Source organism: Streptomyces sp. NPDC096040, from assembly GCF_040303265.1.
Classification (GTDB): Bacteria; Actinomycetota; Actinomycetes; order Streptomycetales; family Streptomycetaceae; genus Streptomyces.
In genome coordinates this window covers 179,833-199,093 of the sequence record NZ_JBEOTA010000009.1, presented here as the reverse complement: position 1 = coordinate 199,093, position 19,261 = coordinate 179,833, and the positions used below count along the sequence as shown (strand labels likewise).

Annotated in this window: 12 protein-coding genes and 1 pseudogene; 6 read left to right on the top strand and 7 right to left on the bottom strand. The window is 70.7% G+C overall.

Features of this window, described 5'->3' with window-relative positions; translation table 11 throughout:
• Window positions 1-98: 98 nt before the first annotated feature.
• Together ABTY98_RS14565 and ABTY98_RS14560 are read right to left on the bottom strand one after the other, a co-directional pair.
• On the bottom strand, window positions 99-4,373 hold the full coding sequence (locus ABTY98_RS14565) for a HAMP domain-containing hybrid sensor histidine kinase/response regulator (protein WP_352221226.1): 4,275 nt from the start codon (window positions 4,371-4,373) through the stop codon (window positions 99-101).
• 304 nt (window positions 4,374-4,677) lie between these two features.
• Window positions 4,678-5,043 carry an STAS domain-containing protein gene (locus ABTY98_RS14560; RefSeq protein ID WP_352221225.1) on the bottom strand — a complete coding sequence of 122 codons (366 nt, stop codon included), beginning with the start codon at window positions 5,041-5,043 and terminating at the stop codon, window positions 4,678-4,680.
• Window positions 5,044-5,249: 206 nt separating this feature from the next.
• Between ABTY98_RS14560 and ABTY98_RS14555 the strand changes: the two genes are divergently transcribed.
• The 4 genes from ABTY98_RS14555 to ABTY98_RS14540 all read left to right on the top strand — a co-directional run bounded on the left by ABTY98_RS14555 (window position 5,250) and on the right by ABTY98_RS14540 (window position 9,495).
• Window positions 5,250-5,660 (top strand): ATP-binding protein, encoded by a 411-nt coding sequence (locus ABTY98_RS14555; RefSeq protein ID WP_352221224.1) that lies wholly within the window; start codon window positions 5,250-5,252, stop codon window positions 5,658-5,660.
• 268 nt (window positions 5,661-5,928) lie between these two features.
• Window positions 5,929-7,182 carry a glycoside hydrolase family 3 N-terminal domain-containing protein gene (locus tag ABTY98_RS14550; RefSeq protein ID WP_352221223.1) on the top strand — a complete coding sequence of 418 codons (1,254 nt, stop codon included), beginning with the start codon at window positions 5,929-5,931 and terminating at the stop codon, window positions 7,180-7,182.
• 70 nt (window positions 7,183-7,252) lie between these two features.
• Window positions 7,253-7,720: a MarR family winged helix-turn-helix transcriptional regulator gene (locus ABTY98_RS14545; protein ID WP_352221222.1), complete on the top strand. Its 468-nt coding sequence runs from the start codon at window positions 7,253-7,255 to the stop codon at window positions 7,718-7,720.
• A gap of 116 nt (window positions 7,721-7,836) precedes the next feature.
• Window positions 7,837-9,495 (top strand): MFS transporter, encoded by a 1,659-nt coding sequence (locus ABTY98_RS14540; RefSeq protein ID WP_352221332.1) that lies wholly within the window; start codon window positions 7,837-7,839, stop codon window positions 9,493-9,495.
• A gap of 62 nt (window positions 9,496-9,557) precedes the next feature.
• Here ABTY98_RS14540 and ABTY98_RS14535 read toward each other — a convergent pair whose 3' ends face one another.
• The 3 genes from ABTY98_RS14535 to ABTY98_RS14525 form a co-directional block, all read right to left on the bottom strand.
• Window positions 9,558-11,744 carry a pectate lyase-like domain-containing protein gene (locus ABTY98_RS14535; protein WP_352221221.1) on the bottom strand — a complete coding sequence of 729 codons (2,187 nt, stop codon included), beginning with the start codon at window positions 11,742-11,744 and terminating at the stop codon, window positions 9,558-9,560.
• A gap of 20 nt (window positions 11,745-11,764) precedes the next feature.
• Window positions 11,765-13,126: a ricin-type beta-trefoil lectin domain protein gene (locus tag ABTY98_RS14530; protein ID WP_352221220.1), complete on the bottom strand. Its 1,362-nt coding sequence runs from the start codon at window positions 13,124-13,126 to the stop codon at window positions 11,765-11,767.
• A gap of 196 nt (window positions 13,127-13,322) precedes the next feature.
• Window positions 13,323-15,188 (bottom strand): ABC transporter ATP-binding protein, encoded by a 1,866-nt coding sequence (locus ABTY98_RS14525; protein ID WP_352221331.1) that lies wholly within the window; start codon window positions 15,186-15,188, stop codon window positions 13,323-13,325.
• Window positions 15,189-15,401: 213 nt separating this feature from the next.
• On the opposite strand from ABTY98_RS14525, the gene ABTY98_RS14520 reads away from it, so the two are divergent.
• A complete protein-coding gene (locus ABTY98_RS14520; RefSeq protein ID WP_502994223.1) occupies window positions 15,402-16,385 on the top strand; it encodes a lysylphosphatidylglycerol synthase transmembrane domain-containing protein in 984 nt (327 codons plus the stop codon).
• 31 nt (window positions 16,386-16,416) lie between these two features.
• Window positions 16,417-17,181 carry a crotonase/enoyl-CoA hydratase family protein gene (locus ABTY98_RS14515; RefSeq protein WP_352221219.1) on the top strand — a complete coding sequence of 255 codons (765 nt, stop codon included), beginning with the start codon at window positions 16,417-16,419 and terminating at the stop codon, window positions 17,179-17,181.
• A 245-nt stretch (window positions 17,182-17,426) separates the two neighbouring features.
• Here the strand turns inward: ABTY98_RS14515 and ABTY98_RS14510 are convergent.
• Both ABTY98_RS14510 and ABTY98_RS14505 read right to left on the bottom strand, forming a co-directional pair.
• A pseudogene (locus ABTY98_RS14510) lies at window positions 17,427-17,723 on the bottom strand (FAD-dependent oxidoreductase); the annotation flags it as partial.
• A complete protein-coding gene (locus tag ABTY98_RS14505; RefSeq protein ID WP_352221218.1) occupies window positions 17,690-19,135 on the bottom strand; it encodes an FGGY family carbohydrate kinase in 1,446 nt (481 codons plus the stop codon). The gene ABTY98_RS14505 and the pseudogene ABTY98_RS14510, both read right to left, overlap by 34 nt.
• Between the last annotated feature and the right edge of the window lie 126 nt (window positions 19,136-19,261).

Sequence of the window (19,261 nt, the reverse complement as noted above, 5' to 3'; positions counted from 1 at the left end):
CGATGGACGGATATCACTCACGGTGGGCCTGTTTCTCGGCTGGGACGCCCCGGGGCGTTATGCGGCCGGCGGGTGGACGCCGCGGCTGTGGCGCGTTGTCACACGGCCAGCCAGCGACGGACGCGGGCGATGAGGTCGTTCGTGTCGACGGGTTTGGTGATGTAGTCGTTGGCTCCCGAGGCGAGGCTCTTCTCCTGATCGCCCGGCATGGCCTTCGCGGTGACGGCGATGATGGGCAGCTCCGCGTACTGGGGCATGGCGCGGATCTCCGCGGTGGCGGCGTAGCCGTCCATCTCCGGCATCATCACGTCCATCAGCACCAGGCAGATGTCAGGGTGGGCGAGCAGCATCTCGATGCCCTTGCGGCCGTTGTCGGCGTGCAGGACCTGGAAGCCGTGCAGTTCCAGCACTCCGCTGAGGGCGAAGAGGTTGCGTGCGTCGTCGTCGACCACCAGGACCGTCCGGCCGAGGAAGGAGTCGTCCACCACCTGCGCGGCCGGGCGGTGGGGCTCCTCGGCGCGCACCAGCGACAGCACGTCACCGGGCTGTTCGGCGGACAGGTGCAGGGTGATGCGCTCGCGCAGCTCGTCCAGACTGGACAGGAAGTCCAGCGGCCGGCCGCCCGCGAGGGCACGCAGCGCCTGCTCCTGCGCCAGATCCACCCGGTGCCCGGTGTGCACCAGGACGGGCACGCTGGCCAGCGCGGAGTCGCCCCGCATGGCCTCCAGGAAGTCCGCGCCCTCCTTGCCGGGCATGCCCAGTTCCAGGACGACGCAGTGGCAGGGTTCGGCCGCGAGCGTACTCGCCGCCTCCTGCGCCCCGACGGCGGTGATGAGGTCGATCGCCCCGTGCGGATCGGCGGGGTCGTGCGCGATGTCCGCCACGGCCCGCTCGGCGACCAGGCTGAGCAGACCGCGCGGGCGCTCCTCGATCACCAGGAGACGGCGCCTGCGGTGCTCGGGGACCGGCAAGGAACCGGAGAGCAGACGGGGCGCCGGTGCCGCCTCCGAGGTGGCGAGGTCGCTGGGCTGCTCCACCGGCCGGCCGCCGGTTTCCAGCAGTTCCTCGAAGTCGGCGCGCGCGACGGGCAGATACAGCGTGAACGTACTGCCCTGGCCGGGGGTGCTGTCGACGGTGACGGCGCCGCCCAGCAGATGGGCGATCTCCCGGGTGATGGACAGGCCGAGACCGGTGCCGCCGTACTTGCGGCTGGTGGTCCCGTCGGCCTGCTGGAACGCGCCGAAGATCGTCTCCAGCTGCTGGTGCGGGATACCGATACCGGTGTCGACGACCCGGAAGGCCACCACGGCACCACCGCGGAGGACGCCCGGCGGCACCTCCCGGTCGGCGGCCGGTTCGATCCGCAGCTGTACGCCGCCCTGCTCGGTGAACTTCACCGCGTTGGACAGCAGGTTGCGCAGGATCTGCCGCAGCCGGGAGTCGTCGGTGAGCAGGTCGGCGGGCGTGCCGGGCGCGGTGGCCACCGTGAACTCGAGGCTCTTCTGGGTCGTCATCGGCCGGAAGGTCGCCTCGACGTACTCCAGGAGCTTGCGCAGCGGGACCCGCTCGGGAGCCACGTCCATCTTGCCGGCCTCCACCTTGGACAGGTCGAGGATGTCGTTGATCAGCTGCAGCAGGTCCGAGCCCGCCGAGTGGATGATGCCCGCGTACTCGACCTGCTTCGGGGTGAGGTTGCGCGAGGGGTTCTGCGCCAGCAACTGGGCCAGGATCAGCAGGCTGTTGAGGGGGGTGCGCAGCTCGTGGCTCATGTTGGCCAGGAACTCCGACTTGTACTTGGAGGCCAGTGCCAGCTGCTGCGCCCGGGTCTCCAGCTCCTGACGCGCCTGCTCGATCTGCAGGTTCTTCGCCTCGATGTCGCGGTTCTGCGAGGCCAGCAGGGAAGCCTTCTCCTCCAGCTCGGCGTTGGAGCGCTGCAGCTCGTCCTGCTGTACCTGCAACTCCTCCGACCTTGCCTGCAGTTCGGAGGTCAGCCGCTGGGACTCCTCCAGCAGCTCGTCGGTGCGGGCGTTGGCCACGATGGTGTTGAGGTTGACGCCGATGGTCGGCATCAGCTGTGCGAGGAAGTCCTGGTGGATCTGGGTGAAGCGGGTCAGCGAGGCCAGTTCGATGACGCCGAGGACCTGCTCCTCGACCACGATGGGCAGCACGACCAGGGCGCTGGGCACGGCCTGCCCGAGTCCGGAGGAGATGCTGACGTAGCCTTCCGGCAGTTCCTCGACGGTGATGACACGCCGGTTGCGTGCGGCCTGCCCGACCAGGGAACGCCCGACCGGAATACGGGTGGGCCGCTCCGCGTCGTCCGGATAGCCGTACGAGCCGACCAGGCGCAGTTCATGGCCGCGCTCGGTGTCCTCCGCCAGGTAGAAGGCGCTGTACTGGGCCGACACCAGTGGAGTGAGCTCGTCCATGATCAGCTCGGCGACCACGGGTAGGTCGCGGTGGCCCTGCATCAGGCTGGAGATGCGGGCGAGGTTGGTCTTGAGCCAGTCCTGTTCCTGGTTGGCCCGGGTGGTCTCGCGCAGGGACTCCACCATGGAGTTGATGTTGTCCTTGAGTTCGGCGACCTCGCCCGACGCCACCACGGTGATGGAGCGGGTCAGATCGCCCTCGGCGACGGCGCTTGTGACCTCGGCGATCGCCCGCACCTGCCGGGTGAGGTTTCCGGCCAGCTCGTTGACGTTCTCCGTCAGCCGCTTCCAGGTGCCCTCGACACCCTCCACCTCCGCCTGACCGCCGAGCCGGCCCTCGCTGCCGACCTCGCGGGCGACGCGGGTGACCTCGGCGGCGAACGACGACAGCTGGTCGACCATCGTGTTGATGGTGGTCTTCAGCTCCAGGATCTCGCCCCGGGCGTCGACGTCGATCTTCTTCGAGAGGTCGCCGTTGGCCACCGCGGTCGTCACCAGGGCGATGTTGCGCACCTGCCCGGTGAGGTTGTTGGCCATGGAGTTGACGTTGTCCGTCAGGTCCTTCCAGGTCCCCGCCACGTTCGGCACATGGGCCTGGCCGCCCAGACGGCCCTCGGTGCCCACCTCGCGCGCCACCCGGGTGACCTCGTCGGCGAACGCCGACAGCGTGTCGACCATGGTGTTGATGACGTCCGCCAGCGCGGCGACCTCGCCCTTGGCCTCCACGGTGATCTTCTGCGAGAGATCACCGCGCGCGACAGCCGTGGCGACCTGGGCGATCGACCGGACCTGCCCGGTCAGATTGGACGCCATCACGTTGACGTTGTCCGTGAGGTCCTTCCAGGTCCCCGACACGCCCCGCACGATCGCCTGGCCGCCGAGGTTGCCCTCGGTGCCGACCTCGCGGGCGACGCGGGTGACCTCGTCGGCGAAGGCGGAGAGCTGGTCGACCATCGTGTTGATGGTGTTCTTCAGTTCCAGGATCTCGCCCCGGGCGTCCACGGTGATCTTCTGGGAGAGATCGCCCTGCGCCACCGCGGTGGCCACCTGGGCGACATTGCGGACCTGCGCGGTGAGGTTGCCCCCCATGAAGTTCACGGAGTCGGTCAGGTCGCGCCAGGTGCCCTTGACTCCCTTGACGTCCGCCTGTCCGCCGAGCCGGCCTTCGGTGCCGACCTCGCGGGCGACGCGGGTGACCTCGTCGGCGAAGGCGGAGAGCTGGTCGACCATCGTGTTGATGGTGTTCTTCAGTTCCAGGATCTCGCCGCGGGCGTCCACGGTGATCTTCTGGGAGAGATCGCCCTGCGCCACCGCGGTCGTCACCTGGGCGATATTGCGGACCTGCGATGTGAGGTTTCCTGCCATGAAGTTGACCGAATCGGTCAGGTCACGCCAGACGCCGGCGACCCCGGGCACCTGCGCCTGGCCGCCCAGTCGTCCCTCGCTGCCCACTTCGCGGGCGACGCGGGTGACCTCGTCGGCGAAGGCGGAGAGCTGGTCGACCATCGTGTTGACGGTCTCCTTCAGCTGGAGGATCTCCCCGCGCGCGGGCACGTCGATCTTCTGGGACAGATCGCCTCTGGCCACCGCCGTGGCCACCTGGGCGATGTCACGGACCTGCGTGGTCAGATTGCCCGCCATGGCGTTGACCGAGTCGGTCAGATCCGCCCAGGTGCCGGAGACCCCGGGGACCTGCGCCTGGCCGCCCAGCGTGCCCTCGGTGCCCACCTCGCGTGCCACCCGCGTCACTTCCGACGTGAACAGGGACAACTGGTCGACCATGCCGTTGAAGACCGTGGCGATGTCGCCGAGCAGGCCCTGCCCGTCGGACGGCAGCCGGGTGCCGAAGTCACCGTCCCGTACGGCCGTCAGCCCGGCCAGCAGCTGCCGCAACTCCTGCTCGCCCGGCCCCTGGACCTGGGCGTCCATCGACGTGCCGCTCATGCACACCCTCGTTCCGCTCCCCAGAGTCCCCACCCCGAGGACCCGGAACCTCGCCGGAGCCGTAGGGCTCCGCCCACCAGCGGCGATTCTGCGTTCGGCGGTCTCGCCCGATGGGAAATCGGTCGCAGATTAACTCAGTTGTCGCCCGACAACCAAAGTCTGGCCGAGCATCTCGGAGCACCGAAAACCGGGATGGGAAAACCGGAATACCGAAGCCGGCCCAGGGTACTCGGGTGGGTTTGCCGAAGGGGTGCGCCAACGGAGGATCCTGCCGGCCGTCGTCGGGACGCTTCCGTTGGCGTCGTCAGGCCGCGATGGCGTCCTGCACGGTCGGGTGGCAGGTGGCGAGGGTGTCGAGTCCCACCAGCTGCACGGTACGCAGCACGGAGTCCCGGACCCCCGCGAGACGCAGCCATCCCTGCGCGGCCGAAGTCACCTGGTGGGCGGCGATCAGGGCGTTGATCCCGCTGGAATCCATGAAGGTGACCCCGCTCAGATCGACGACGACCCGTGAGCCGGCCGTGGGGTCCGCCGGAGGCATGGCCTGGGCCAGAGCGCCCACACTCTCGTAGTCGATCTCGCCGCGGAGGCCGAGCACGGTGATGCCGTCGACGTCGGTCCGGGTGACGGACAGCTCGCCGCGCTCCATTGCTTCTTGTTCGTCTACCACGTGCGTCCTCCGCACCCTCGGTCCGGGCCGCGTCACCTTTCTGCAGCCAACGTGCCCAAGGATGGGGAGTGCGATGCACGAGACGGGGCATTCGAATCCGGGCGGCGCGGGAGTACTACGGCGGATCGCAGGGTAGACGCGCGCCCATGAACGGGGTATCGCGGATCGTCGGCAGGGAGTCTGTCCCGCCCGAGGAGTGTTCCCGGATGGCGGATGCTGCACCTGCCGATGTCACCATCGCTCTGGACGGGGCGGACGGCTGTATCGCCGACGCGCGGAACCAGACATCGCATTTCCTGACGCGCGCTCAGTCCGAGCACGGCCTGCCGATGACGGCTCGCGCCATGGAGCTGGCGCAGCTGGTGGTCAGCGAGCTGGTCACCAACGCGCTGAAGTACGCGCCCGGACCGGTGCTGCTGCGCCTGGGTGTCGCCGACGGCATGGTGGAGATCGAGGTGTGGGACTCCGATCCGACACTTCCGCTGGCCCGGGCGGCCGACGCCGGACGGGTGGGTCAGCACGGCCTGGAGATCGTGCTGGCGGTGGTGCAGGGCTTCGAGACACGACGGGAGCCCGTGGGCAAGCGCATCACCGCCCGGCTGGCGCTACTCGACTGACCGGCGCCGAGCTTCGAGCAGCGAGTGACCCTGTTGACCAGCGGCCGCTCCCGTAGTCGGCGGCCCGGGCCCCTCTCCCGGGCGCGCGGCCGGTGTGGTCGTGCGAGCGGCGAGGTCATCGGCCACCGGGGCGGCCACAGCGCGCACCGCACTCGTTCGGCGTAACGTGAGGCGCCGGGGCGGCTTCGAGCCACGCAGGGTGCCCGATGCCGTGCGTCGGCCCGCCGGTCCCCCGTGGCCTGCACCCCTCACGAGTCAGGAGCGCACCATGGCGACACCCGTCCGCCGGCCCGCGGGCCGCGGCTCCGCTGCCCGGCGCACCGCCGTCGGGCTCGTCACCACCCTGCTCACCGTCGGCGCGTGCAGCGTGCCGGCCGCGGGGGAGGACGCCCACCGCGTGCCCGACGCCCCCGCCCCGCCGGGCGCCGACCTCCACGGGCGGTCGGCCGCGTCATACGTGGCGACGGCGTCCGCCACCTGCGCCGACCAGGTCTATACGGGAATGACCCAGGCACAACGAGTCGGCCAGCTGTTCATGGGCGGAGTCGCCGCGACCCGCCCCAGCACCACGGACCTGCGCACCCTGCGCACCTACCACGTCGGGTCCGTCATGCTGACCGGGCGCAGCTCCGCCGGAACCACGGCGACGAAGAAGGTCGTCGACGGCATTCGCGCACAGGCGGACACGGTCGCCGGCCGACGGGTCGGGATGCTCGTCTCCACCGACCAGGAGGGCGGGCAGGTCCAGGTGCTCAACGGCCCGGGCTTCTCGGTCATGCCCAACGCCCTGACCCAGGGCACGTGGAGCACGGCAACACTGCGCGCCCGCGCCGAGACCTGGGCGCGGCAGCTCAAGGCGGCGGGTCTCGATCTCAACCTGGCCCCGGTCGCCGACGTGGTGCCCGCGAGCCTCGGCACCCGCAACGCTCCCATCGGCCGCTACTACCGCGAGTACGGCCACACCCCCGACGTCGTGACCTCGCACACCGGCGCCTTCGCCGCGGGCTTCCGCAACGCCGGGGTCATGACCACCGTCAAGCACTTCCCCGGCCTGGGCCAGGTCATCGGCAACACCGACACCACCGCGAACGTGGTCGACTCGGTGACCACCACCTCCAGCGCGAGCCTCACGCCGTTCCGCAGCGCGATCACCGCAGGCTCGCCGTTCGTGATGATCTCTTCGGCGAAGTACACCAAGATCGACTCGAAGCACCTGGCCGTGTTCTCCCCGACCGTCAATTCGCTGCTGCGCACCAAGTTCGGCTTCAAGGGAGTCGTCATCTCCGACGACATCGGCCAGGCGGTCGCGGTACGTGCCTACACCCCGGCGCAGCGGGCGGTGGACTTCCTGGCCGCCGGCGGCGACATGATCCTCACGGTCAAGCCGTCCACCGTGCCGGCGATGGCACAGGCGGTGCAGTCCCGGATGGCGACGGACGCCTCCTTCCGCACCAAGGTCACCGCCTCCGTACACCGAATCCTCGCGGCCAAGGCCACGGCGGGCCGACTCACCTGCGGCTGAGAACCGCTCGCGTCATATTTACTTATGACTGGTTGAGCAGTCCAGGCTGATAAACCTAGTGTTAGTACATGTGAAGACAGACATGGCCGCCGACGCCGGCGGTATACGCGATCTGGGCGACGCCACCCGGCTCGCCTCCGAGCTCCGGCTCGCGGTGGGCCGCATGACGCGGCGGCTGCGGCAGGCCCACGCGGTGGGGGACGTGTCGCTCTCGGAGGTGTCCGTGCTCGCCCGGCTCGCCGCCGACGGACCCGACTCCCCCACGTCGCTCGCCGAGATGGAGCGGGTGCGGCCGCAGGCCATGGCGACCACCCTCGCCCAGCTCGAACAGCGCGGCCTGGTCCGCCGTACTCCCGATGCCGCGGACGGGCGGCGGAGCATCGTGGCCGTCACCGAGGACGGGCGGGCCATGCTCGCCGAGCGGCGCTCCGAATCGGTCCAGGGGCTCGCGGCCGTCCTCGACACGTTCTCCGCCGAGGAGCGTGAGATCCTCGGGGCGGCCGTGCCGCTCCTCGGCCGGCTGGCGGAACAGCTGTGAGCGCACGCGTGTGGCCCGGCTCGCTGCGTTCGGCCCGCCACAAGGACACCCCTCCCGGGCCGGGCTACAAGTGGGTCGCGCTCTCGAACACCACACTCGGTGTGCTGATCGCCACGATGGACGCGTCGATCGTGATCATCTCGCTGCCGGCGATCTTCCGCGGCATCGGCCTCGACCCGCTCGCACCCGGCAACATCGGATATCTGCTGTGGATGATCCTGGGTTACCTGCTGGTCTCCGCCGTCCTGGTCGTCGTGCTCGGGCGGCTCGGCGACATGTTCGGGCGGGTGAAGATCTACAACCTCGGGTTCCTGATCTTCGCCTGCGCCTCGGTCGCGCTGTCGCTCGATCCGTTCCGCGCGGGGGCGGGCGCGCTGTGGCTGATCCTCTGGCGGATCGTGCAGGCCTTCGGCGGGTCCATGCTCACCGCCAACTCGGCCGCCATCCTCACCGACGCCTTCCCCGCCCGGCAGCGCGGCACGGCTCTGGGCATCAACCAGATCACCGCACTGGCGGGCCAGTTCCTCGGTCTGCTCGCGGGCGGTCTGCTCGCCGCCGTCGACTGGCGTGCCGTGTTCTGGGTAAGCGTCCCGGTCAGCATCACCGGCACCATCTGGTCGTACCTGAGCCTGCGCGAGACCTCGACGGGCCGGCCCGGGCGGATCGACTGGCTGGGCAACATCACCTTCGCGGCGGGCGCCGGCATCCTGCTTGCCGGCATCACCTACGGCATCCAGCCCTACGGCGACAGCGCCACCGGCTGGGGCAACCCGCTGGTCCTGAGCGGCCTGATCGGCGGCGTCGCCCTGCTGCTGGCCTTCTGCGTCATCGAGCGGCGCGCCGCCGAGCCCATGTTCGACCTGGCCCTGTTCAAGGTGCGGGCGTTCGCCGCCGGCAACCTGGCCGCCCTGCTGACCGCGATCGCGCGCGGCGGGCTGCAGTTCATGCTCATCATCTGGCTGCAGGGCATCTGGCTGCCGCTGCACGGCTACGACTTCGAGGACACCCCGCTGTGGGCCGGCATCTTCATGCTGCCGCTCACGCTCGGGTTCCTCATCGCGGGTCCGATCTCCGGCTATCTGTCGGACCGGTTCGGCGCCCGGTTCTTCTCCACCGCCGGCCTGGTGGTCGTCATGCTGTCCTTCCTCGGCCTGCTAGCGCTGCCCGTCGATTTCGACTACGGGCTGTTCGCCGCGCTGCTGCTGCTCAACGGGCTCGGCCAGGGCATGTTCTCGGCGCCCAACACGTCCTCCATCATGGGCAGCGTCCCGGCCGAGTACCGGGGGGTCGCCTCGGGCATGCGCTCGACCTTCCAGAACTCCGGTACGGCGCTGTCCATCGGTGTCTTCTTCTCCCTGATGGTCTCCGGACTCGCCTCCTCCCTCCCGGGAACGCTGAAGAGCGGGCTGACGGCGCACGGCGTGCCGGCCGCCTCCGCCGCGCACGCCGCCTCACTGCCGCCGGTGAGCACGTTGTTCGCGACGTTCCTCGGCAACAACCCCATCGAACACCTGCTCTCCTCCGAGGGCGTCCTGACCCATGTGACCAGCGCCCAGCGGTCCGTACTGACCGGCCACACCTTCTTCCCGCAGCTGGTCTCCGGTCCGTTCCACCACGGCCTGGCCATCGTGTTCGGCGTGGCCGCGGGCATGGCCCTGGTCTCCGCCGTGGCCTCCGCCCTGCGCGGCAGCCACCGGTCCGACCAGGACCGCCAGGAGCCGAAGGACCAGCCCCCGGCGCGGACGGCACCGCCCCGGCACAACGCGCCGTCCTGAAAGACACGGGTGGCCCGGCGGACGTCCGCCGGGCCACCCGCGATCCGCTCAGGGACCGACGGTCACGGGTACGAGGCGAGGTTCGCCACGTTGGTCGAGGAGTTCGAGGGGCCTCCGGTGTTGTTGATGACGTGGCTGATGGTGCCGGTACCGCCGAGGGAGACCGTCACCATGCTGGTGAAGCGGACGCCCGAGTTGTTCGGTGCCTCGACGGCGTGCGCCGCGACCACGCTCGGGTTGACGTTGAAGTAGCAGTAGCTGCCGAGTCCGTACACCTGGTGGCTGGTGACCGAGTCGGCGACCTTGTAGGCCGCGTAGCCCTGGGTCGAGCCGTTCATCCAGGCCGCCTGGTTGGGCGGGTCGTACGGCATCTCGTTCTGGTAGAAGTACGTGCGCCCGCCGTTGCCGTTCCAGACGGTCTGGTACTTCTGGAAGTGCTCGACGAACAGGCCGTACATCGTCACGTTGTCGCCGTTGACGACCAGGCCGGTGTCGGCGGTGTTGCTGGTCCAGCCGACTCCGCTGCCGTGGTCGGCGCGCCAGATCCACATGTGGTCGCCGATGACGTTGTCGCTGTTGACGACCAGGCTGGTGGTGGCCTTGCCGACGCCCGCGCCGCCGACGCGGAAGTACACGTCGTGCAGTGAGGTCGGGTCGGCCGCGTGCGAGGCCGAGGAGCCGCTGGGACCGACCTCCACCAGGGTGCTGGAGTTGGTGGTGCCGGCGTCGAAGAGCAGGCCCGCGATCTGGACGCCGTCGACGTCAGCGACCTTCATGGCGGTGACGCCGTTGTCCGGGACGAAGGTGGCGAGGCCGAGGCCGAGGACGACGGTGTCGGCACGGTTGATCTGCAGAGTCTGGTCGAGGTGGTAGACACCCGGTGTGACCAGGAGGTTCTTGCCCGCCGTCAGGGCCGCGTTGATCTGGGAGGCGGTGGCGCCCGGCTTCACGATGTAGAAGCTGTCCAGTGAGAGCGAGCTGCCGGCGGCGGAACCGGAACTCCAGCTGGTGCCCGACGAGTTGGACCGCGTGGACGGCACGAACACCTGGTAGTTGCCGGCGCCGTCGACGTACAGGAACGGCTTCTCACGGGTCACCGGGCTCTGCGCGACCGTGGTGTCCGGCGGGCTGGGGAAGGTGGTGGACGGCACGCCCGTACTGCCGACGAAGACCATGTTCCAGTTGGAGCCGGTCCAGCTGCCGAGCTGCGAGTTGCGGGTCAGCCACTGCTGCTGGCTGCCGGAGTTGACCTGCCCGTTGATCTGGCTGTCGGCGATCAGGCCGCCGCTGGACCAGCCGCCGTCGTCCAGGGCGAGGTTGCCGCGCAGATGCACCCGGCGGTAGGCGGACGCCTGCGAGACGGCCCAACGGTCGCTGCCGCTCGTCGGGTTGACGGAGAGGTTCTCCGCGCCGCGCCAGAAGTTCTGGGTGGCGTTGCCCTGGAACCAGTCGGCCTCGGCGTGCACCGCGCCGTTTATGGACACCGCGTCCGGGGACAGACCGAGGCCAAGGACCTGGGTGTAGAACCCCACGTTCACGTCCGCGCTGTAGGCACCGGGCTTGAACATCACGGCGTAGCGCTGGGAGCCGAACTGGTTGGTCTGCTGCTGCTGGAAGATCGAGTCCAGCCTGCTCTGGATGGCCGAGGCCGACATCGACGGGTCGAAGATCACCACGTTGGAGCCCAGGTCAGGGTTGCTCGTCTGAGCCACGGGCACGACCTGGAAACGCTGGGCGGCGGTGCCGTTGCAGGTGTACTGCGCGAACTGCACGCTGTCGGCGGTCGAGGCACCGGGGTCGTCCAGGCACTTGCCGCTGTTGCGGTTGACGAAGTGATAGGCGCCGCCGCCGTCGTCCACCGGCAGCCACTGCTGGTTGTTGCCGCCGCCGTAGGTCCACAGCTGCACGGCCGCGCTGTCGGCCGTGGAGACGCCGGTGACGTCCAGGACCTCGTTGGTCTTGTTGGCGTTGTTGATGCGGACGTAGCCGCCGCTGGTGGTGGTGAAACTCCACTGCTGGGCGGTGGTGTTGTTGCAGGTGTACTGCTGGACGACGGTGCCGTCGGCGGTGGCGGCCGCCTTGGCGTCCACGCACTTGCCGCTCGCCGCGTTGAGCAGGGTGACGTTGCCGGTGGGCAGCGTGGCCGCGGACGCGGGGGCGGCGGCGCCGGCCGCGGTCAGCAGGGAGGCGGCGACAACGGCCACCGCTGCGGCGGCCGTTGCTCTGCGCCGCCGGGGAAGACTGGGCACGGGTTCTCCTGTTCGGGGGTTCAGCCGGTGTAGCCGGCGAAGACACGCGTGTAGTCCCAGTTGGACTGGCTCACGCCCGAGCAGCTGTCGGCGGAGCCGCCGGTGCAGGGCCGGTCGCGGTTGGCGGACCAGAAGGTGAGCCGGGCCAGGTGGTGCTGCTGGGCGTAGGCGAGGATGGTCCGGAAGTCGGCCACCGTCACGGTCTCGTTGTTGTCGGTGATGCCGTTCATGGACGAGATGCCCATGTCCCGGTAGGCCGTGTCGTCGCTGTAGCCGTACGCGTTCTTCAGCGCGTTCTTGAGCCCCTCGGCCGCCTGGGTGGTGAGGGTGCCCATGTTCTGCCCTGCGCCACCGAAGTCGAACGGCATGATGGCCCAGGCGTCGACGGTCAGCCCGGAGGACGCGGCCCGGTTGATCAGGCTGGTGTCGGGGCCGCTCTGGCCGGTGCCGATGGTGATGTACACCTTCAGGCCGGGGTTGTTGGCCTTCACGGTCTTCAGCGCGTCCACGGTCCGCTGCTGCACGGTGCCGTTGCTGTAGGCGTCGGCCTCCAGGTCGATGTCGATGGCCTTGAGACCGCCGTAGGCGTTGATGACCTTCTGGTACGCCGCCGCCAGCTCACCCGCGCTGGAGCAGGAGCTCTCCAGCTTGTTGCCGCTGTAGCCGCCGAAGGACGGGATGACGTCACCGCCGTTGGCACGCACGGTGTTGACCGTCTGCTGGTCGACACCGCCGGTCAGCGCCCGGCTGCCGTCCCACTGGGGGTTGCAGTAGCCGTTGCTGAGGACGAAGGCCAGCGTGTAGTACTTCACCCCGGTCGCGTTGGTGATCGTGGTGGGGCTCGGCGGGTCGCCCCAGCCGTTGTACAGGTAGGGCGCCACGGCCATCGGCGAGGACGGGGTGGTACCGCCGTCGGCCGCCGGGGCGGTCCACTTCTGGTTGGCGCCGCCCGAGCAGGTCCAGATCTGGGCGCGGGTGCCGTTGGCCGAGGAGTTGCCGGTGGCGTCCAGGCACTTGTTGGCCTGCGGGTTGACGATGTCGTGGGCGGAGGTGACCGTCCACTTCTGGTTGGCGCCGCCGGTACAGGTCCACAGCTGGGCCTTGGCGCCGTCGGCGGTCGAGTTGCCGGTCACGTCGAGACACTTGCCGAGGGCGCGTATGGTGCCGTCGCTGCCGACGGTCCACTGCTGGGCGGCGGTGCCGTTGCAGTCGTAGAGCTGGACGGCCGTACCGTCGGCGGAGCTCGCGCCGGCGACATCGAGGCACTTGCCGGCGAGGCCGGTGATGGTGCCGGTGGCGGCCTGCGCGGGGGACGCGGCGAACAGGCCTGCGGAGAGGGTCAGGGCGGCTAGGGCGGCAGCCGTGGGGAGAGGTCTGGCCATTGCGGGGGATTGGCCTTTCACGCGGGGGGTGCAGCACGGTTTGTGCCCAACACCCGTGTTGTTCACCGGGTGTTGAGCCCATCCGTGAGGCTTTGTTTAAGGCGTGAAGCTAAAGGTCCGGACCAGTGCCGTCAAGTGCGGGAGCGCTCCCTTTGCGGAATCACAGGAAAACCTGACGATGATGTGAACGGCGCCGTCACGGCGTCGGCGCCGCCGCGAACTGGGTGCGGTGCAGTTCGGCGTACCGCCCGTCGGCCACCAGGAGTTCCTCGTGGGTGCCGCGCTCCACGATCTGCCCGGCCTCGACCACCAGGATCTGGTCGGCGGCCCGGATGGTGGACAGCCGGTGGGCGATGACCACGGCCGTCCGCCCCTCCAGCGCCTCGGTGAGGGCCTCCTGGACGGCCGCCTCCGAGGTGTTGTCCAGATGGGCGGTGGCCTCGTCGAGGATGACCACGCGCTGACGGGCCAGCAGTAGCCGGGCGATGGTCATGCGCTGGCGCTCACCACCGGAGAGCCGGTAGCCGCGCTCGCCGACCACCGTGTCCAGGGCGTCGGGCAGGGACCGTACGACCTCGTCGAGGCGGGCGCGGCCGAGGGCGTCCCACAACTCCTCGTCGGTGGCGGCCGGCCGGGCGAGCAGCAGGTTGGCGCGGACGGTGTCGTGGAAGAGGTGGCCGTCCTGGGTGACCATGCCGAGGGTGGCGCGCAGGGAGCGGGCGGTCAGGTCGCGGACGTCGACGCCGCCGATGCGCACGGCGCCGCCGTCGACGTCGTACAGGCGCGGCAGCAGCTGGGCGATGGTGGACTTGCCGGCGCCGGAGGAGCCGACCAGGGCGACGGTCTGGCCGGGTTCGGCGCGGAAGGAGATGCCGTGCAGGACCTCGGCGCCGCCGCGGCTGTCCAGGGTCGCGACCTCTTCGAGTGACGCGAGGGAGACCTGGTCGGCGGCCGGGTAGGCGAAGCGGACGTCCTCGAACTCGACGGCCACCGGGCCCTCGGGCAGCTCGCGGGCGTCCGGTTTCTCCTCGATCAGGGGTTTCAGGTCGAGGACCTCGAAGACCCGCTCGAAGCTGACCAGCGCGCTCATCACCTCGACACGGGCCCCGGCGAGGGAGGTGAGCGGGGCGTACAGCCGGGTCAGCAGCAGGGCGAGGGAGACGACGGCGCCGGGCTCCAGGGTGCCGCGCAGCGCGAACCAGCCGCCGAGGCCGTAGACCAGGGCGAGGGCCAGCGAGGAGACCAGGGTGAGGGCGGTCATGAACACCGACTGTGCGGTGGCGGTGCGCACCCCGATGTCCCGGACCCGGGCGGCACGTGCCGTGAACTCCGCGGACTCCTCCTCGGGGCGGCCGAAAAGCTTGATCAGGGTGGCACCGGGTGCCGAGAAGCGCTCGGTCATGCGGGTGCCCATGGCCGCGTTGAGCGCGGCGGCCTCGCGCTGCATCCGGGCCATCCGGCCGCCCATCCGGCGGGCGGGCACCACGAACACCGGCAGCAGCACCAGCGCGAGCAGGGTGATCTGCCAGGACAGGGTGAGCATGACCGCGAGCGTGAGCAGCAGCGTGACCAGGTTGCTGACCACGCCGGAGAGGGTGTTGGCGAAGGCACGCTGGGCGCCGATCACGTCGTTGTTGAGACGACTGACCAGCGCTCCCGTACGAGTACGTGTGAAGAACGCGACGGGCATGCGCTGCACATGATCGAACACAGCCGTTCGCAGATCGAGGATGAGTCCCTCCCCGAGCGTCGCCGAGAGCCGCCGCCCGAACACCCCGAGCGCCGCCTCCGCGACCGCGACACTCGCGATCAGCAGCGACAGCCTTACGATCGTGCCGGTGTCGTGCCCCGACACGATCGCGTCGACGACATGGCCGGCCAGCACGGGGGTCGCGACGGCGAGCAGGGCCGTCACCACCCCGAGCAGGACGAAACGGACTATGCCGCCCCGGTGCGGGCGGGCGAAAACGGCGATACGGCGCAGCGTGGCCCGGTCGAACGGGCGCCGCTCCTGCTGGGCGGTCATCACGCTGTGCAGCTGCGTCCAGGCGGTGGTCTCCATACTCATGGGAGAGAACGTAGGACCTCAAGCTTCGTTGAGGTCAATGTCCGCCCGCCGACCCCCCGTACGAAGGATCCGATGAGCCTCCCGAAGGCCCCGCCCGGCTCCGCGAAAGCCCAGATGAGCCTCCCCCCTCACCCGCTTTCCGTCCGTCATCCGGTGTCTCCTCCTCCGCCACCCGCAGTTGGCGCGGCGCGGAAAACCTCTCCCGGTGTGACAGCGGAAAGATTCCCCGGCTTCCGTGAGGGCCGTCTCCCCCGACTGGCCCGCCGTGTCCCCTGGCGGCCCGTCCTCACTCTGATTCCGCTCCTGCTGGTCGCGGTCATCGCGGTGCAGCACTGGTCGGTCCTCGTCGAGGGTTTCGGCCACCTCCGTGACGCCTCCTGGCCCTGGCTGCTGGCGGCGGGCGCCGCCACCTGTCTGACCTGGGTGGCCGCGGCCTTCACCCGGCAGGGCGCCGTGGTCCAGCAGCTGCCCCGCTGGCGGCTGCTGGCGACCCAGCTCGCGGCCGGATCCGCCAACCACCTGCTGCCCACGGGTCTGGGCTCGGGCGCGGTCAACCTGCGGTTCATGACCGTGTGCGGGGTGCCGCTCGCCACCTCCTCGGCCGCGCTCGCCCTGTACCTGCTCGCCGAGTCGGTGGCCCGGGTGGGCCTGATGGCCGTGCTCTTCGTGGCCTTCCCGGACGCCCTGCATCTCGGCAGCCTGCTCCCCGACGGGACGGTCGGACCGGTCCTGGCCATCGCCGGCGCGCTGGTGGCCGTGGCGCTGGCCGCGCTGTTCCTCGTACGACGGGTGCGCGAGCCCCTGTTCCGCTTCGTGCGCTCGGCCCTGAGCGAGGCCCGCTCGGTGCACACGCGTCCGTCCCGGGCGCTGGCGCTGTGGGGCGGCTCGCTCGCCTTCCCCGCACTCCAGGCGGCCGGTCTGGTGGCGGTGGGGCAGGCACTTGGCCTTCCGGTGCCGCCCGCGCACATGGCGCTGGCATACCTGGCGGCCACGGTCGCGGTAGCCCTGATCCCCACTCCGGGCGGTCTGGGTTCCGTGGAGGCGGCGCTGATCGTGGCGCTGGTGGCCGCGGGCGGCCCGGTGGCGGTCGCCACGGCCGTCGTCCTCGCGTACCGGATCATCACCGTGTGGGTGCCGTTGCTGCCGGGAGCGCTGACACTGGGAGCGCTGGTGCGACTGAAGGTCATCTGACCCCGGATGACCTTCCGACGGAAGGAAACGCATGCCGGTCCGCCTGGAACGCAAGGGTCCTGTCACGACGGTCGTCCTCTCCCGGCCCGAGGTGCGCAACGCGGTGGACGGGCCGACGGCGGCGGAACTGGTCGCCGCCTTCCTGGAGTTCGAGGCGGACGACGCGGCCCGGGTGGCAGTGCTGTGGGGTGAGGGCGGCACGTTCTGCGCGGGTGCGGACCTGAAGGCGATGGGCGGCGAGCGCGGCAACCGGGTGGCGGAGGACGGCGACGGCCCGATGGGCCCGACCCGGCTGCGGCTGTCCAAGCCGGTGATCGCGGCGGTCGCCGGGCACGCCGTGGCGGGGGGCCTGGAACTGGCCCTGTGGTGCGATCTGCGGGTCGCCGAGGAGGACGCGGTGTTCGGCGTCTTCTGCCGCCGCTGGGGCGTACCGCTGATCGACGGTGGCACGGTACGGCTTCCCCGGCTGATCGGCACCGCCCGGGCCATGGACCTGATCCTGACCGGCCGCCCGGTCCCGGCCCCGGAGGCCTACGGGATGGGCCTGGCCAACCGCCTGGTCCCGCCGGGCCGCTCCCGCGAGGCGGCGGAGGAACTGGCCGCGTCCATCGCCGCGTTCCCGCAGGCGTGTCTCCGCAGCGACCGGGCGTCGGTGCTGGACCAGGAGGGGCTGGACGAACCGGCGGCGATGCTCGGTGAGGTCCGCCATGGCATGGCCGTGTTGGCGGAAGGTCTGCAAGGGGCGGCGCGCTTCGCGGCGGGAGCGGGCCGGCACGGGTCCTTCACGGGCGACTGACCCGCCACTCCAGCACCGCGCTGCAGGCCGGGCCCCCTCCCGGACCGCAGACCGGGCGTCCTGGCCCGGATGCAGCAGACCGCCGACGGCGAAGACACCCGGGCGGTCGGTGTACGGCCCGTCGGCGAGGGTGATCCGGGCCCCGGCGGGCGAGTTCGTTCTCGGCGACGAAGTCCCCGGTGACGACGACCGTGTCGCAGGACCCCACCAGCACGGCGCCGACCGGTTCGACCGGAATGCCGGACTCGGCGGCGTACGCGGCGAGAAGTCGGGAGCCCGCACGGACCAGGCGGCCCTCCAGGGTGCCGGGGTGAGTCGAAACCGGTGTGCAGGATGGCGGTGTCGGCCTTCGAGGTGCCCTGACCGGCGTCGTCCTGGGCCTCCACCAGGGCGACCTTGAGGTGCGGGTGACGGGCCGGTTCGCGGGCGATCGCGCTGCCGACGACTCCGGCGCCGAGGACCGTCACGTCGTACGGGACGGAGGGCAGCGGGCCTTCGGCGGTGACCGTCACCCGGACGCTCCGGCTCCGGCTCCGGCGCATCCGAGCAACGCGGCGACGGCCGCCCGGAAGGCGCCCAGGCGGTCGGCGGCTTCGCCCGGCGAGATGCGCGGCTCGTAGACGGCGGACGGTCTGCCGTCCGGCAGGAAGTCGGTGGGGTCGGTGCCGAGGTAGGCCAGGGCGCCCACTCCGAGGGCGGTGGCGTCGGGCAGCGTGGACACCTCGACCGGGCGTTGCAGCAGGTCGGCCTGGGTCTGCATGAGCAGGGCCGAGCGGGTGAGTCCGCCGTCGACGCGCAGCGCGGTCAGCGGTGCGCCCAGGTCGGTCTCGGTGGCTTCGGCGAGCTCCACCACCTGAGCGGCGAGGCCCTCGCACAGGGCGCGCACCAGATGCCCGGGGCCGGTATCGAGGCCGAGCCCGGTGAGCGAGCCGCGCAGGTCACCGCGCCACCAGGGAGCGGCGAGCCCGGCCAGCGCGGGGACGAAGGTGACCCCGCCGGCGTCGGGGACGGTGCCGCCGACCCGGTCGAGGTCGGCGGCACCGGAGATCACACCGAGGTCGGTGAGCCACCGTACTGCGGAGGCGGCCGTGTACACCTGGCCCTCCAGGCAGTAACCGGTCTCTCCGGCGAGGCGCCAGGCGACACAGCTGACCAGGCCGGAGGTGCTGTGCCGAGGGGTGTCGCCGGTGTGCGCGAGCAGGAACGCCCCGGTGCCGTAGGTGCACTTGGCCCCACCGGGACCGGTGATCCGCTGGGCGAGGAGGGCGGCCTGCTGGTCCACGGCGAGTCCGGCGAGCGGGATCTCACGCCCGAACTCCTTTGTGGTACCGATGAGTTGGCAGTTGTCGACGATCTCGGGGAGGCGTTCGGCGGACAGCCCGTAGAGGCCGAGGGCGCGGGGCGACCACCGCACCCGGTCCAGATCGAGGAGTTGGGTGCGGCCGGCGGTGGCGGCGTCGGTGACATAGGCGCCGGTGAGCCGGTGGACCAGCCAGGCGTCGGTGGTGGTGACGACTCCCTCGGTGGTGAGGTGGCGGCGGATCCAGGCCATCTTGGGCGCGGCGAAGTAGGGGTCGAGGGGCAGTCCGGTGAGTACTCTCAACTCGTCGGCGTGTTCGGTGAGTTCGGCGCAGACGGTCTCGGCCCGGCGGTCCTGCCAGACGATCGCGGTGGTGAGCGGGCGCCCGGTGACGGGGTCCCAGGCCAGGACGGTCCCGCCCTGGTTGGCCAGGCCCAGCGCGGTGACCGGTTCGCCGGCTTCGGCGAGCGCTCGGCGGCCGGCGACGAGCACCGAGTCGTAGAGCTCCTCGGGGTCCGCCTCCACCAGGCCGCCGGGCAGGTGCCGGGGCCGTATGGCGACGAAGCCGGTGCCGATGACGCCCCGTTCGGGGCAGATCACCAGGGCCTTGGTGCCGGACGTGCCCTGGTCGACGGCGAGCACCGGACCTGTCATCGAGCCTCCCTGGCGATCACTGCGCGACAGCCTGCCGCCGTGCGGCGGGCCGCGTCAACCGAGCGCGGTGTGGCGGAACTCCAAGCCGACGGATCCAGCCCGGTCTCGGCGGACGGGCTCGGCGGT

What these genes read in the sequence shown, in the direction of transcription:
- ABTY98_RS14565 (WP_352221226.1), bottom strand. Translation starts at nt 4,373, where the DNA reads ATGAGCGGCACGTCGATGGACGCCCAGGTCCAGGGGCCGGGCGAGCAG.
- ABTY98_RS14555 (WP_352221224.1), top strand. Translation starts at nt 5,250, where the DNA reads ATGGCGGATGCTGCACCTGCCGATGTCACCATCGCTCTGGACGGGGCG.
- ABTY98_RS14550 (WP_352221223.1), top strand. Translation starts at nt 5,929, where the DNA reads ATGGCGACACCCGTCCGCCGGCCCGCGGGCCGCGGCTCCGCTGCCCGG.
- ABTY98_RS14540 (WP_352221332.1), top strand. Translation starts at nt 7,837, where the DNA reads ATGGACGCGTCGATCGTGATCATCTCGCTGCCGGCGATCTTCCGCGGC.
- ABTY98_RS14530 (WP_352221220.1), bottom strand. Translation starts at nt 13,126, where the DNA reads ATGGCCAGACCTCTCCCCACGGCTGCCGCCCTAGCCGCCCTGACCCTC.
- ABTY98_RS14525 (WP_352221331.1), bottom strand. Translation starts at nt 15,188, where the DNA reads ATGGAGACCACCGCCTGGACGCAGCTGCACAGCGTGATGACCGCCCAG.
- ABTY98_RS14515 (WP_352221219.1), top strand. Translation starts at nt 16,417, where the DNA reads ATGCCGGTCCGCCTGGAACGCAAGGGTCCTGTCACGACGGTCGTCCTC.
- ABTY98_RS14505 (WP_352221218.1), bottom strand. Translation starts at nt 19,135, where the DNA reads ATGACAGGTCCGGTGCTCGCCGTCGACCAGGGCACGTCCGGCACCAAG.